General features: G+C 73.3%; 13 protein-coding genes. 8 read left to right on the forward strand and 5 right to left on the reverse strand.

Translation table 11 applies throughout. The annotated features are described in order from the left end of the window. Positions 1-31: 31 nt before the first annotated feature. Positions 32-424 (reverse strand): PPOX class F420-dependent oxidoreductase, encoded by a 393-nt coding sequence (locus ABIH81_RS05735; protein WP_349879359.1) that lies wholly within the window; start codon positions 422-424, stop codon positions 32-34. A gap of 157 nt (positions 425-581) precedes the next feature. Between ABIH81_RS05735 and ABIH81_RS05740 the strand changes: the two genes are divergently transcribed. From ABIH81_RS05740 to ABIH81_RS05760, 5 genes are all read left to right on the forward strand, one after another. After that, a complete protein-coding gene (locus tag ABIH81_RS05740; RefSeq protein ID WP_349879360.1) occupies positions 582-1,241 on the forward strand; it encodes an FKBP-type peptidyl-prolyl cis-trans isomerase in 660 nt (219 codons plus the stop codon). A gap of 139 nt (positions 1,242-1,380) precedes the next feature. After that, positions 1,381-2,229 (forward strand): hypothetical protein, encoded by an 849-nt coding sequence (locus ABIH81_RS05745; RefSeq protein WP_349881015.1) that lies wholly within the window; start codon positions 1,381-1,383, stop codon positions 2,227-2,229. A gap of 31 nt (positions 2,230-2,260) precedes the next feature. Further along, positions 2,261-2,914 carry an HAD family phosphatase gene (locus ABIH81_RS05750; protein ID WP_349879361.1) on the forward strand — a complete coding sequence of 218 codons (654 nt, stop codon included), beginning with the start codon at positions 2,261-2,263 and terminating at the stop codon, positions 2,912-2,914. A 41-nt stretch (positions 2,915-2,955) separates the two neighbouring features. Then, on the forward strand, positions 2,956-4,092 hold the full coding sequence (locus tag ABIH81_RS05755) for a glutathione-independent formaldehyde dehydrogenase (protein ID WP_349879362.1): 1,137 nt from the start codon (positions 2,956-2,958) through the stop codon (positions 4,090-4,092). Between the two features lie 90 nt (positions 4,093-4,182). Beyond that, positions 4,183-5,196, forward strand: coding sequence for an NADPH:quinone reductase (locus tag ABIH81_RS05760; protein WP_349879363.1), 1,014 nt, complete (start codon positions 4,183-4,185; stop codon positions 5,194-5,196). A gap of 180 nt (positions 5,197-5,376) precedes the next feature. On the opposite strand, the gene ABIH81_RS05765 is transcribed toward ABIH81_RS05760, so the two are convergent. After that, the gene (locus ABIH81_RS05765) at positions 5,377-7,026 is read right to left on the reverse strand and encodes a fatty acid--CoA ligase (RefSeq protein ID WP_349879364.1); all 1,650 of its coding nucleotides are present in this window, start codon (positions 7,024-7,026) and stop codon (positions 5,377-5,379) included. An 85-nt stretch (positions 7,027-7,111) separates the two neighbouring features. Between ABIH81_RS05765 and ABIH81_RS05770 the strand changes: the two genes are divergently transcribed. Beyond that, a complete protein-coding gene (locus ABIH81_RS05770; protein WP_349879365.1) occupies positions 7,112-7,603 on the forward strand; it encodes an NUDIX domain-containing protein in 492 nt (163 codons plus the stop codon). A 7-nt stretch (positions 7,604-7,610) separates the two neighbouring features. On the opposite strand, the gene ABIH81_RS05775 is transcribed toward ABIH81_RS05770, so the two are convergent. Next, the gene (locus ABIH81_RS05775; RefSeq protein WP_349879366.1) at positions 7,611-9,278 is read right to left on the reverse strand and encodes an MDR family MFS transporter; all 1,668 of its coding nucleotides are present in this window, start codon (positions 9,276-9,278) and stop codon (positions 7,611-7,613) included. Positions 9,279-9,331: 53 nt separating this feature from the next. Next, positions 9,332-9,889 carry a type 1 glutamine amidotransferase domain-containing protein gene (locus ABIH81_RS05780; protein ID WP_121685807.1) on the reverse strand — a complete coding sequence of 186 codons (558 nt, stop codon included), beginning with the start codon at positions 9,887-9,889 and terminating at the stop codon, positions 9,332-9,334. 118 nt (positions 9,890-10,007) lie between these two features. Between ABIH81_RS05780 and rfaE2 the strand changes: the two genes are divergently transcribed. Both rfaE2 and ABIH81_RS05790 read left to right on the forward strand, forming a co-directional pair. Further along, positions 10,008-11,879, forward strand: coding sequence for a D-glycero-beta-D-manno-heptose 1-phosphate adenylyltransferase (gene rfaE2 / locus ABIH81_RS05785; RefSeq protein ID WP_349879367.1), 1,872 nt, complete (start codon positions 10,008-10,010; stop codon positions 11,877-11,879). Next, positions 11,876-12,748 carry a glycosyltransferase family A protein gene (locus tag ABIH81_RS05790; protein ID WP_349879368.1) on the forward strand — a complete coding sequence of 291 codons (873 nt, stop codon included), beginning with the start codon at positions 11,876-11,878 and terminating at the stop codon, positions 12,746-12,748. The genes rfaE2 and ABIH81_RS05790 overlap by 4 nt, the downstream gene beginning before the upstream one ends. On the opposite strand, the gene ABIH81_RS05795 is transcribed toward ABIH81_RS05790, so the two are convergent. Next, on the reverse strand, positions 12,723-13,844 hold the full coding sequence (locus ABIH81_RS05795) for a glycosyltransferase family 9 protein (protein ID WP_349879369.1): 1,122 nt from the start codon (positions 13,842-13,844) through the stop codon (positions 12,723-12,725). The two genes, ABIH81_RS05790 and ABIH81_RS05795, sit on opposite strands and share 26 nt — an antisense overlap.

Raw genomic sequence — 13,844 nt, forward strand, 5'->3', positions numbered from 1 at the left:
CGCCCCCGGTGGAGGGCGGGGCCCGTGCCGCTCAGCCGCGGCCGAGCTTCTCGGTGGGCGTGATGCGGACGATGACGCGCTCCTCGCCGGGGCGGCGCCAGGGGTAGGTGTCCTGGCCGAGGTACTTCTTCGCCAGCCGGTCGATGTGCTCGTCGGCGCCTTCGGTGACGAACTCGACGGTGCCCTTCACCCAGAGCGTGCGGAAGTCGTCGGCCTTGTCCGCCACCGACACCGCGACCACCGGGTTGCGGGACATGTTCAGGTACTTCTGCCGGCCCTTGGCCGTGTTGAACACGATGTGCTCGCCGTCGGTGTCCACCCAGACCGGGGTGACGTGCGGGGTGCCGTCGGATTCGACCGTCGCCACGTGCGCGAGCTGCGGCTCGCCGAGCAGGGCCAGGTCTTCTTCGCTGAGGATCGCCATGGTCGGAAACGTACCTCGCGCGGCGCCCTCGTATCGGGCTTCGAGTCCGGTTCGTGGCGGCCGTACGGGCACGCTGGGGCTCCGGGCGGGTACCGTGTGCGCTGGCCTCGGCGGCGGCCCGCCGGGGGCGCACCCACCCACCCTGCAGGGAGTCGACGTGAGCGAGCGAGTGGAGAACCGGTCGGCGGGCCAGGCCCCGGCCACCAAGGCACAGCGGCGGCTGGCCGCCCAGCTGGCCGAGAAGAAGGCAGCCGAGGCGCGTCGCCGCCGGCAGTCGATGCTCGGCGCGGCGGTCGGCGTGCTCGCGGTGGTGGCCCTGGTCGGCGGCCTGGTCTGGCTGAACAGCGGGGACGACGACAAGGCGTCCACCGCCGGCTCCTCGGCCAGCCCCACCTCGCCGGCCGAGCCGACCGCGATGCCCGCTCCGGAGCTGCCCGCCGGCATCGACCCGGCGCTGAAGACCAAGCCGACCGTGCAGGCCGGCACCGGTGAGCTGAAGAAGCTCACAGTCACCACGCTCGTCAAGGGCACCGGCCCGGCGGTGAAGGCCGGCCAGAACATCACCACGAACTACGTGGGCGTGTTCTACAAGGATGGCAAGCAGTTCGACGCGTCCTGGGACAACGGCCAGCCGGCCACCTTCCAGATCGGCGTGGGCCAGGTCATCAAGGGCTGGGACCAGGGCCTGGTCGGCGTGCCGGTGGGCAGCCGGGTCCAGCTGGACCTCCCGGCCGAGCTGGCGTACGGCAACGACGCCGCGGGCGGTCGCCCGGCCGGGCCGCTGCGCTTCGTCGTCGACGTGCTGGCTGCGCAGTAGATCACTCCGGGCTTCCGTCCGGTCACCCAGCGGCAGTAGGTTCATGGTCACCACGGGCGGCACGTCCGCCCGTGGTGATCTGCCCACCGACGCGGAGGTGCACGTGGCGGCGCTGGACGAGGCCGGGGCGACCCGGCAGATGTGGACGCTCTACGAGCCGGTCCACGCGGTGACCTACTTCCACCCCCGTGCCCGGGCCGCGTTCGAGGCGGTCGGGCTGCGGGGCTACTGGCGCGGCTACTTCGCCGGCCGGGCCGCGCCGCTCGGGCCGGTCGACGCGCCGACGGTCACGGGTGCGTTCTTCAGCTTCGCGCCGGCCATGGTGGCCCGCGCGCTGCCCTCGGTGTGGCGCCTGGCCACCCCGGAGGAGGCGCTGCGGGCCCGGCTCACCGGTGGCGTGCAGGCGCTCGCCGAGTTCACCTACGAGCTGCCCGAGTCGCACCTGGTCGAGGCCGCCGACCTGCTGGAGGAGGCGGCCGGCCGGGTGGACGTCGCCGGCCGGGTGCTCGGCGCGGTCAACGCCGCGCTGCCCCGGGGCGAGTACCCGCTGGCCCGGCTCTGGCAGGCCGCCACCACGCTGCGCGAGCACCGCGGCGACGGCCACGTGGCGGCGCTGGTCACGACCGGGCTGGAACCGGTCGAGGTGGTGGCCTGGCGGTGCCGGGTAGACCAGTCCCGCGAGTTCCACCAGCCGGCCCGGGGCTGGACCGACGAGCAGTGGACCGCTGCCGAGCAGCGCCTGGTGGACAAGGGCTGGCTGACCGCCGACCTGAGTCCCACGCCGTACGCCACCGAGACGTTCCGCGCGGTCGAGGAGGCCACCGACCGGGCCGCGTCGGGCCCGTGGCGGGCGCTGGGCGCGGAGCGTACCGCCCGGCTGCGGGAACTGCTGGAACCGATCGCGATGCGCTGCCGCACGATCATCCCGGCCCAGGCCCCGATCGGTCTTCCGGCGCAGCGTTCGGCCGGAGCGGCGCTGCCGCGGTGAGTCCGGCCGCCGGCTGGGGCAGGATGGTCTCGTGGTGGACGCGGTGCTCTTCGACCTGGACGGCGTGATCGTGGACTCGGAGCCGGTCTGGGAGGAGGTCCGGCGGGCGTACGTGGCCGAGCACGGTGGCGTCTGGCAGCCGGACACCCAGCGTCGGCTGATGGGCATGAGCACCGCCGAGTGGGCCGGCTACCTGAGCGGTGAGCTGGGCGTCGACAGGCCGGCCGAGCAGGTCGCCACCGAGGTGGTGACCGAGATGGCCCGGCGGTACGCGCAGCGCGTACCGCTGATCGACGGCGCCGACGCGGTCGTGCGCCGCATGGCCGCGCGGTGGCCGCTGGGGCTGGCCAGTTCCTCACCGACCCGGCTGATCGCGGCGGCGCTGGACGCGACGGGCCTGGCCGGCGCGTTCGGCGCGACGCTGTCGACCGAGGAGACCGCCCGGGGCAAGCCTTCGCCCGACGTGTGGCTCGCGGTGGCGCAGCGGCTGGGCGTCGACCCGGCCCGGTGCGTGGCGGTGGAGGACTCGTCGAACGGGGTCCGCTCGGCGGCCGCCGCCGGGTGCCGGGTGGTGGCGGTGCCGCACCGGTCGTACCCGCTCGACCCGGACGCGGAGGCGCTCGCGGCCGTGCTGCTGCCCTCGATCGGCGCGCTCACCCCCGAGGTGGTGGCGGGGATTGACTGAACCACCCACCTGCCGCCACCACCCGGCCTACGGTCGGTGACATGAGGGCTGTGGTGTACGAGGGGCCGCACAACGTGGCCGTCAACGAGGTCGACGACCCGCGGATCGAGGATCCGAACGACGTGGTCGTCCAGGTCACGACGACCGCCATCTGCGGTTCGGACCTGCACATGTACGAGGGACGGACGGCCGCCGAGCCGGGCATCGTGTTCGGCCACGAGAACATGGGCGTGATCGTCGAGACCGGGCCGGGTGTGGCGAGCCTTCGCGTGGGCGACCGGGTCTCGATGCCGTTCAACGTGGCGTGCGGGTTCTGCCGCAACTGCCGGGAGCAGCGCACCGGTTTCTGCCTGACGGTGAACCCGGGCTTCGCCGGCGGCGCGTACGGCTACGTGTCGATGGGGCCGTACCGGGGTGGGCAGGCGGAGTACCTGCGGGTGCCGTTCGCCGACTTCAACTGCCTGAAGCTGCCTCCGGGCACCGAGCACGAGAACGACTACGCGATGCTCGCCGACGTCTTCCCGACCGGCTACCACGGGGTGGCGATGACCGGGCTGCGGCCGGGCGAGAACCTCACCGTGATGGGCGGCGGGCCGGTCGGGCTGATGGCCGCGTACTCGGCGGTGCTGATCGGGGCGTCTGAGGTGTTCGTGGTGGACCGGGTGCCGGACCGGCTGCGGCTGGCCGAGTCGATCGGGGCCACCCCGATCGACTTCAGCGCGGGTGACCCGGTCGAGCAGATCCGGGACCGGACCGCCGGGGTGGGGACCGATCACGGCGTGGACGCGGTGGGATACCAGGCGACCGCGCCCACCGGCGAGGAGCAGCCGGCGCTGATACTCGACACGCTCGTGGAGGTGGTGCGCGCGACCGGCGCGATCGGCGTGGTCGGGCTCTACCTCTCGGCGGACCCGGGCGCCCCGGACGAGCACTCCGCCCGGGGTGAGCTGTTGTTGAAGGTGGGCAAGCTGTTCGAGAAGGGCCTGCGGCTCGGCACCGGGCAGGCGAACGTGAAGACCTACAACGCGTACCTGCGCAACCTGATCATGGCGGGGCGGGCCACCCCGAGCTTCGTGGTGAGCAAGGAGCTGCCGCTGGACGCGGCGCCGGAGGCGTACGAGCACTTCGACCGCCGCGAGCCGGGCTATTCGAAGGTCGTGCTCAAGCCGGCCGCCTGACGGCCCGTCGTACGGTGGCCGGGTGTGCCCGGGCCGAATGTTCGGGCGGCGGCCGGGTAGCGCACCCGGGAGGACGGCGGAGGGACGGCGATGAAGGCGATCGTGTACGAGCGCACCGGGGACGCCTCGGTGCTCCAGGTGGTCGAGTGGCCGGTGCCGGAACCCGGACCGGGCGAGGTACTGGTCCGGATGGCCGTGTCGGGGGTGAACCCGACCGACTGGAAGGCTCGCCAGGCGTGGCCGCTGCCGGCCGGCTGGCAGATCCCGCATCAGGACGGTGCCGGGGTGATCGAGGCGGTCGGCGAGGGCGTGGACCAGACGCTCATCGGTGAGCGGGTCTGGGTGTGGGAGGCGGCGTGGCAGCGCCCGTGGGGCACGGCTGCCGAGTACACGCTGGTCCCGGTCCGGCACGCGGTGCCGCTCGGTCCGGCCTCGTTCGACCTGGGTGCGGCGCTCGGTATCCCGTTCATGACCGCGCACCGCTGCCTGACCGCCGGTGAGTTCATGCCGGACAAACTGCACGCGGGCGCGTTGAGCGACCACGTGGTGCTGGTGCAGGGCGGCGCGGGCGCGGTGGGCAACGCGGCGATCCAGCTCGCCCGCTGGGCCGACGCGTGCGTGATCACCACGGTGAGCAGCCCGGAGAAGGCGCAGCTCGCGGCGGCGGCCGGGGCCAGCTTCGTGATCAACTATCGCGAGCAGGACGTGGTCGAGGAGGTCCGCAAGGTCGCGCCCGACGGGGTGCACACGATCGTCGAGGTGTCCGCCGCCCGCAACGCCGCCGCCGACGTACGGATGCTGCGCACCGGTGGGGCCGTCTGCGTGTACGCCGACGACGGCGGAGCCGAGGTGACGTTGCCGATCCGGCCGCTGATGGGTCCGAACGCGCGCTGGCAGTTCGTGCTGATCTACACCGCGCCGAAGGTGGCGAAGGCACAGGCGGTCACCGACATCGCGGCGGCGGTGGCGCAGGGCGCGATCCGGGTCGGCGAGGAGGCGGGGCTGCCGCTGCACCGGTATCCGCTGGCGGAGGCCGCCGCCGCGCAGCAGGCGGTGCAGGACAACGTGGTGGGCAAGGTGCTGGTGAGCACCGCCGACGAGTAGGCGACCGGATTTCCCCGACAGCCGGACAGACGCGAACAAGTTTCGCAACAATGACGGTGCGGGTCATCCCGTAACGGACGGGCGGCCCCGGCGCGGTGCGAACGCCGGGGCCGCCCTCTGGGAGGAATGCCCGTTGGAAACGTGTTCCTGCCCGTGTAGGCGACGGTACGCCGCGAAACGTTACGACGCGGTCAGTTCGCGCACGTCGAGCCCGCCGTCGGCGTACCGCGAGCGCACCACCTTCTTGTCGAACTTGCCGACGCTGGTCTTCGGCACCGCGTCGACGAACGCCCAGCGCTCCGGCAACTGCCAGCGGGCCACCGACCCGGCGAGGAAGTCCCGCAGCTCCTCGGCGGTCACCGAGGCGCCCTCGCGGACCACCACAGTGGCCAGCGGCCGCTCGTCCCAGCGCTCGTCCGGTACGCCCACCACGCACGCCTCCAGCACCGCCGGGTGAGCCATCAGGGCGTTCTCCAGCTCGACCGAGGAGATCCACTCCCCGCCCGACTTGATCACGTCCTTGGCGCGGTCGGTGAGCGTGATGTAGCCGTCCGGCGAGAGCGTGCCGACGTCACCGGTACGCAGCCAGCCGTCCCGGAACTTCTCCTCCTCCGGGGCGTCGTCGCCGATGTACCGGGCGGTCACCCACGGCCCGCGTACCTCCAGCTCGCCCACCGACGTCCCGTCGGCGGGCAGCGGCTCGCCCAGCGGGCCGACGATCCGCGCGGTCACGCCCGCCGGGACGCGGCCCTGCGTGTAGCGGTAGCGCCAGGCGTCGTCGCCGGTCGCGCCGGCCGGCGCCCGGGAGACCGAGCCCAGCGGCGACATCTCGGTCATGCCCCAGGCGTGGATGACGTCGATGCCGTAGCGGTCGTGGAACGCGTGCATCAGCGACGGCGGGCAGGCCGACCCGCCGACGATCACCTCCTTCAGCGAGGAGAGATCCACCTCGTGCGCGTCCACGTAGGCCAGCAGGTCGGTCCAGATGGTCGGCACCGCACCGGCGAGCGTGGGCCGCTCGGCGGCGATCATCGCGGCGATCGGCTCGGCCTGGAGGAACCGGTCCGGCATGATCAGTGAGGCGCCGGAGAGGAACGCCGCGTACGGCAGGCCCCACGACATCGCGTGGAACATCGGCACGATCGCCAGCTCCCTGTCGTTCGGGCCGAGCCCGAAGCCCTCCGGCATGCACACCTGGAGCGAGTGCAGGTAGATCGAGCGGTGCGAGTAGGCGACGCCCTTGGGGTTGCCGGTGGTCCCGGAGGTGTAGCAGAGGGCGGCGGCGTCGCGCTCGTCCACCTCCGGCCAGTCGAAGTGGTCGGGGCGGCCGGCCAGCAGCGCGTCCCAGTGGTGCACGGTGATCCGGTCGCCGGCCGCGGCCAGCAGCGGGGCCGGGTCGCCGCCGCCGGCCACCACCACGTGGGTGACAGTGGTCATCTCGCCGATCACCCGGGCGAGCAGCGGGATGAGCGTGCTGTCGACGAGCACCACCCGGTCCTGCGCATGGTTGGCGATGTAGACGACCTGGTCGGGGAAGAGCCGGATGTTGAGCGTGTGCAGCACCGCGCCCATGCTCGGGACGGCGAAGTACGCCACCAGGTGCTCGTTGTTGTTCCACATGAACGTGCCGACCCGCTCGTCGCCGGTCACCCCGCACTCGTCGCGCAGCGCGTGGGCCAGCCGGGCGGCGGTGCGGCCGACCTCCGCGTACGTCATCCGGCGAGGCTCGGCGCCGGTCCAGGTGACCACCTCCGCCGCGCCGTGCACGGTGGAGCCGTGTTCGAGGATCCGGGCTACCTGGAGAGGGGCATCCATCATCGTGCTACGCATGGGTAACAACGTAGTGGCGGCGGTCACATCTGCGGAACCCCCCGGAATCGCGGAGGTGATCACGGATGATGCGTAGATTGTCCGGGTGAGCATCTCGTGGGCCGACTCGTACGTGGGGCAACTCCGCGCCCTGGCCGGTGACCGCACCCTGATGTTCGTCGGTGCCCGCGCCGTGGTCCGCGACAACGCCGCCCGGGTGCTGCTGATCCAGCGTTCCGACAACGGCCAGTGGGCCCTGCCGGCCGGCGCCATGGAACTCGGCGAGTCGATCGCCGACTGCGCGGTCCGGGAGGTCCGGGAGGAGACCGGGCTGCGGGCGCTGCGGGTCAGCGCGTTCGCGCTCTACACCGGCCCGGACCGCACCCACACCAACATGTACGGGCACACGTACCAGGTCTTCACCACGGCCTTCCGGGTCGACGAGTGGGACGGCGAACTGGCCCGGTTCACCGACGAGACCACCGACTCCGGTTTCTTCCACCCGGAGGACTTCCCGCATCCGCTGTCGTCGAGCGTGCACGAGACGCTCGCCGACCTGGACGTGTTCGAGCAGACCAACCGGCTGATCCTCAAGTAGCCCCAGGTCACAGCATCGTCTGCGACTTCGCCTCCATGTCGGCGGCGGCCTCCTCCTTCGACTCCTTCGTCAGCGGCTTGCCGCCGGGCGCGGGCGCCTTCCCGCCGAGCGGGTCGGCGCCGCCGGTGGCGCCCTGCGGGCCGGTGCCGCGCAGCTGGAGGTTCGGCATGGCCAGGGTGACCAGCACGGCGATCACGGCGATCAGCCCGGTGGTCAGGAAGACCAGGTGCAGCGACTCGACGAACGCGGCCTGGACGGCGGCGCGTACCGGGGCGGGCAGCGCGAGGATCGCCGCCGGGTCGTTGATCGAGAAGTCTCCGCCGGCCGTCACCGCGGCCCGCTGCTCCGGCGGAAGCTGCGCCAGCGCGCCCGGCAGCCGCGCGGACATCTCGGCGGTGAGCCGGGACGACAGCACCGCGCCGAGGATGGCCACGCCGAACGAGCCGCCGAGCGACCGGAAGAACGTCGCCGACGAGGTGCCCGCGCCCAGGTCGCGGGGGCTCACCGCGTTCTGCACGGCCAGGATCAGCGACTGCATGCACAGGCCCAGCCCGACGCCGATCACCACCATGTAGCCGAACGCGGCCCAGAGCGAGGTGGCCACCCGGAGCTGCTGGAACAGCAGCATGCCGACCACCAGCACGGCCGCGCCGGCCACCGGGAACCACTTGTACCGGCCGATCCGGCTCATCGCCCGGCCGGTGAGCACCGAGGTGACGATGACGCCGGCCATCATCGGCAGCATCAGCAGGCCGCTGCGGGTCGGCGAGGCACCCTTGACGATCTGCAGGTAGAGCGGGATGAAGATGATCGACCCGAACATCACCAGGCCGAGCACGAAACCCGCCCCGTTGGCGAGCGCGAACGTGGCGCTGCGGAACAGCCGCAGCGGCAGGATCGGCTCCTTGGTCCGGGCCTCCTGGACGACGAACAGCACACCCAGCACCGCGCCTGCGGCGAACAGCCCGACGATCACGCCGGAATCCCAGGAGTACTCGGCCCCGCCCCAGCTCAGCGCCAGCAGCAGGCAGCTCACGCCGGCGACCAGCAGCGCCGCGCCGATCCAGTCGACTGTGTGCTCCCGCCGCTCGAACGGCACCAGCCGCATCACGTGCCAGCAGACCACGATGGCGAGGATCGCCAGCGGCACGTTGATGTAGAAGATCCACCGCCAGTTGGTCTCCGCGAAGTAACCGCCGACGAGCGGCCCGGCCACCGACGACACGCCGAACACCGCGCCGAACAACCCCTGGTAGCGGCCACGCTCCCGGGGCGACACCACGTCCGAGATGATGGTGAACGCCAGCGTCATCAGGCCACCCGCGCCCAGACCCTGCACGCCCCGCGTGACGATCAGCTGGGTCATGTTCTGCGACAGCCCGGCCAGCAACGAGCCGAGCAGGAACATCCCGATGGAGAACAGGAAGACCGGCCGGCGCCCGTACAGGTCGGCCATCTTGCCGTACAGCGGCGTCGAGGCGGTCGAGGCCAGCAGGTACGCGGTGACCACCCACGAGTAGTGGTTGATGCCGCCCAGTTCGCCGACGATCGTCGGCAACGCGGTGCCGACGATCGTCTGGTCCAGCGCCGCCAGCAGCATGCCGGTCATCAGACCGAACATCAGCAGGCGGATCTGGCGGGCGGGCAACGCGGGCGGGGCGGCCTGGGCGGTCATCCCGCTTCCTATCCCACCGGGGGCGGATCATGCCCCCGGTGGGCGGACGAGTTTCAGCGGGCCGTGTGCCGCCCCTCGGCGAACTCCTCGACGATCTTCGCGCAGAACGCCGGCAGGTCGTCCGGCTTGCGGCTGCTGACCAGCCCGTTGTCGGTGACGACCTCCTGGTCGACCCAGTTCGCGCCGGCGTTGGTGAGGTCGGTGCGCAGACTCGGCCAGGAGGTGATGGTGCGGCCCCGCACCACGTCCGCCTCGACGAGCGTCCACGGGCCGTGGCAGATCACGCCGACCGGCTTGCCGGCGTCGAAGAACGCCTTGACGAACCGGACCGCCTCCGGGTCCGTCCGCAGGAAGTCGGGGTTCGCCACGCCACCGGGCAGAACCAGGCCGTCGTACGCCCCGGCGTCCGCCTCCTTGGTGGTGACGTCGACCTGGTACTGCTTGCCGTGGTCGAGGTGGTTGAACGCCTGGATCGTGCCGGACTCGATGGAGACCAGCTCGACCTGGGCGCCGGCGTTCTCCACCGCCTCCCGGGGCTTGGTGTACTCGACCTCCTCGACGCCGTCGGCGGCCAGGAAGGCGATGCGCTTGCCCTGAAGTGTCGCTGCCATGCTGCTTCTCCTCTCCGGGGTACGTCTGCACGGTTCCCCCGCCCGATGCCGCGAAACCGGACGCATCGGGTGGCCCGCGTCGCGTTTGGCCCGACGGCCCGAGGGGATCCGCAGAGGCATGGCAGGAGCAGCAGCGGAAGAGCGCCGGCTCGCCACAGTCGTGGCGAGCTGGCAGCAGCGTCCCGTGCTGGTCGTCGGGGACGCCATGCTGGACGAGTGGCGATTCGCCGAGTCGGAGCGGCTCTGCCGTGAGGCGCCCGCACCGGTCCTCACCCTGCGGCGGCGGATCTCCGCGGCCGGGGGCGCCGCCAACACGGCGGTGAACGTCGCAGCGCTCGGCGGCCGGGCCGCGCTCGTCGCCCCGGTCGGTGCCGACGTGGCCGGCGACGAACTGCACGACTGCCTGGACCGGGCGGCGGTCTGGGACCGTACGGTGAGCCAGCCGGGCCGGCCCACGCCGGTCAAGCGGCGGATGCTCGCCGGCAACCAGATCCTGCTCCGCGAGGACTCCGGCGGTCCGGAGGACGGGCTGGACGCCGACGGCGTGGCCCGCCTGCTGACCGCGCTGCACTGCGCCACCGAGGAGCTGCGCGCGGTGGCCGCCGGTCAGCCGCTCACGCTCGTGGTGTGCGACTACGGCCTGGGCGCGCTGCCCTCGGCGGTACGCGCCTGGCTGGTCGCCAACCGCGACCGGTACGGCACCGTGGCGCTCGACGCGCACGACCTGGCCGACTGGCGGGGACTGAACCCGACGGTGGTGACGCCGAGCTTCGCCGAGGCGACCCGGCTGCTGGCCCGCGCCGCCGCCGGGTTCGCGCACGCCGAACGGGATGCCGTCCCCGGCGGCGACGACCTGCACCTGAACCACCCGGCGGAGACGGACGGCCCGTCCGAGCTGATGGTGGGCGCCGCGCCCGGCGGGTCCGGTGACCGCGTACCCGGCAGCCCGCACCCGGCCTCCGGCACACCGGCGGCCGAGGCCCCGACCGGCCCGACCGGCGAGCCGATGCCGGGCGAGGAGCGGGTGGCGCTGACCGGCGACGGGCTGAGCGTCACCGGGACCGGCGTGACGGTGAGCGCGGCGGCCGGCACCGGAGTGGACCGGGCGGTGCTGGCCGAGTCCCGCCTGCCCGAGCTGCGCGCGCACACCGGCGCCGACGTGGTGGCGGTGACCCTGGACACCGAGGGCGCGGTGGTCGGCGGCGCCGAGGGCGCACCCCGGCGCAGCCACAGCACCCCCGTCCCGGCCAGTCACGCGGTGGGCGCCGGGGACGCGTACCTGGCGGCCATGACGCTGGCGCTCGCCGCCGACGCGGGCCTGCCCACCGCCGCCCAGCTCGCCCAGCTCGCCGCCACCATCACGGTCGCCGACACCGGCACCTGCGTGTGCCGGCGGCAGGATCTGCTGGCCGCGCTCGGCACCGGCGCGGACGAGGGCGGGCACCCGGCCCTGGTCGGCGCCGACGAGCTGGCCGCGCTGGTGGACGAGCACCGGCAGGCCGGGCGGTCGGTGGTGTTCACCAACGGGTGCTTCGACGTGCTGCACCCGGGGCACGTCCGCTACCTGACCCAGGCCCGCGCGCTCGGCGACCTGCTGATCGTGGCGGTCAACTCGGACGGCAGCGTACGGCGGCTCAAGGGCCCGGACCGGCCGGTCAACCCGGTCGAGGACCGGATCGCCCTGCTGGCGGCACTGGCCTGCGTCGACCACGTGGTCGTCTTCGAGGAGGACTCGCCGGCCCGGCTGATCGAGGCGGTCCGCCCCGACGTCTACGTCAAGGGCGGCGACTACCCGCCGGAGATGGTGCCGGAGGCGCCGCTGGTACGGCGGCTGGGCGGGCAGGTGCGCACGCTCGGGTACGTGCCGGACCGCTCCACCTCGGCGATCATCGACCGGATCCGCGCCCAGTCGCACAGCATGAGCGAGGGCCGTGAGGCCGTGCCCGACCAGCAGCACAGCCCCGCCGTGGGCGAGGGCAGGCCGGCGTGACCCGTCCGCTCGACCCGGGCACGCCCGAACGGTTCCGGCACCACCGGCGGCTCGACGTGCTGATCCCCACCCGCAACCGGCCCGCCGAACTGGCGGTCACGCTGTCCGGGCTGGCCGCCCAGGAGGGTGTACCCGGGTTCGGGGTGGTGGTCAGCGACCAGTCCGACGGCGAGCCCGCGTACGCCCACCCGGCCGCCGCCACGATGGTCCGGGCGCTGCGGCACCGGGGGCACCCGGTGCTGCTGACCCGGCGGCTGCCCCGGCGCGGCCTGGCCGAGCACCGGTCCTACCTGCTGGCCCAGTCGGCGGCCGACGCCGTGCTCTGCCTCGACGACGACGTGTGGCTGGAGCCGGGCGCGCTGTCCCGGCTGGTCATCGCGCTGGACGAACTGGGCTGCGGGTTCGTCGGCAACGCGGTGCACGGCCTCTCCTACACCGACGACGTGCGCCCGGAGACGCACCGGCACTACGAGGAGTGGACCGGTCCACCAGTGCCGGAACGCATCCAGCCCGGCACGCCGGAATGGCACCGGGCGTCCATCCACCCGGCGGCGAACCTGCTGCACGTCACCGAGAAGCTGGACCTGGCGGCGGACGAGTGGCGGGCGTACAAGATCTCCTGGATCGGCGGGTGCGTGCTCTACGACCGGGCCAAGCTGGTCGACTCCGGCGGCTTCGACTTCTGGGAGCGGCTGCCCGAGCGGCACCAGGGCGAGGACGTCGCCGCCCAGCTCGCCGTGCTGGAGCGCCACGGCGGCGCCGGTGTGCTGCCCAGCGGGGCCTATCACCTGGAGTCGCCGACCACTGTCACCGAACGCGACGTGGAGGCGTGGGAAGTGGTGCTCAGCGAGTCGCCGGCGGAGGTGTGAGCAGCTCGCGGGCCGCCTCGACCACCTCGGCGACGGGCACGTCGGCCACGAACGACACCCGGTGCGGGCACTCGCCGTCGCCCGGCCGGTGCGGGTAGATCCCGGGTGTGCAGTCCACGCCGCAGACCGGGCAGTTGGTGGTCCAGGCGGCGATCGGGCGGTGCCGCCCGCGCAGCGGCGACGCCCCGTTGATCAGGTTGCCGACCCAGAACACGCCGACCGTCGGCGCGCCCACGGCGGCGGCCAGGTGCAGCGGGCCGGTGTCGTTGGAGACCACGAGCGCGCAGTCCGCGTACGCGGCGGCGAGCGCGCCCAGACCGAGCGTGCCGACCTGTGGGCGCACCGGCACTCCGGCCGCCGCCACCACCGCGTCGACCGTCTCCTGCTCGGCGGGGGTGCCGGTGACCAGCACCTCGTACCCGTCTCCGGTCAGCTCGCGGGCGACCTCGGCGAAGCGTTCCGGCGGCCAGCGGCGCCGCGTGTCGGTGGCGCCCGGGTGCAACGCGACCCTGGGCCGGGTGGGTTCGCCGAGCACGGCGGCGGCCTCCGCCCGGTCGGCGGCGGTGACCGCGAGCGCCGGGGTGATCGTGGTGGCCGGCGCTCCGACCAGGGCGGCCACCTCCAGGTAGCGGATCACCTCGTGCTGGTAGTAGACGTAGCGCAGCCACCGGTCCAGCGGCGGCGCGCCCTCGGCCCGCAGGCCGGCGGTGACCCGGGCGCCCAGCCCGGCCACGAACGGGTTCGAGTTGCCGCCGCCGCCGTGCACCTGCAACGCCAGGTCGAACCGTTCGGCGCGGGCGGTGGCCAGGAACGCCGGTACGTCACCGGGCGACTCGCCGGGCCCCGGATCGCGGATGCCCGGCGCCGCCGGCACCACCAGCACCCGGTCCACCGGGCCGGGCCGGTCGCGCCAGAGCGCCGCGTGCCACGGCGCGCCGAGCAGCACGATCTCGGCCGACGGGTACGCGGACCGCAGCGCGTCCAGCGCCGGCAGCACGAAGATGAAGTCACCGAGCGCGTTGGCGCGCAGCACGGCGATCCGTTCGACGTCCGGGACGCGCTCGCCGACCGGGCCGAGCACCGCTGCTCTTGTCAC

The sequence above is a fragment of the Micromonospora sp. HUAS YX12 genome (assembly GCF_040215685.1).
Taxonomy (GTDB): domain Bacteria; phylum Actinomycetota; class Actinomycetes; order Mycobacteriales; family Micromonosporaceae; genus Micromonospora; species Micromonospora tulbaghiae.

What these genes read in the sequence shown, in the direction of transcription:
- ABIH81_RS05745 (WP_349881015.1), top strand. Translation starts at nt 1,381, where the DNA reads ATGTGGACGCTCTACGAGCCGGTCCACGCGGTGACCTACTTCCACCCC.
- ABIH81_RS05735 (WP_349879359.1), bottom strand. Translation starts at nt 424, where the DNA reads ATGGCGATCCTCAGCGAAGAAGACCTGGCCCTGCTCGGCGAGCCGCAG.
- ABIH81_RS05760 (WP_349879363.1), top strand. Translation starts at nt 4,183, where the DNA reads ATGAAGGCGATCGTGTACGAGCGCACCGGGGACGCCTCGGTGCTCCAG.
- ABIH81_RS05775 (WP_349879366.1), bottom strand. Translation starts at nt 9,278, where the DNA reads ATGACCGCCCAGGCCGCCCCGCCCGCGTTGCCCGCCCGCCAGATCCGC.
- rfaE2 (WP_349879367.1), top strand. Translation starts at nt 10,008, where the DNA reads ATGGCAGGAGCAGCAGCGGAAGAGCGCCGGCTCGCCACAGTCGTGGCG.
- ABIH81_RS05755 (WP_349879362.1), top strand. Translation starts at nt 2,956, where the DNA reads ATGAGGGCTGTGGTGTACGAGGGGCCGCACAACGTGGCCGTCAACGAG.
- ABIH81_RS05765 (WP_349879364.1), bottom strand. Translation starts at nt 7,026, where the DNA reads ATGCGTAGCACGATGATGGATGCCCCTCTCCAGGTAGCCCGGATCCTC.
- ABIH81_RS05780 (WP_121685807.1), bottom strand. Translation starts at nt 9,889, where the DNA reads ATGGCAGCGACACTTCAGGGCAAGCGCATCGCCTTCCTGGCCGCCGAC.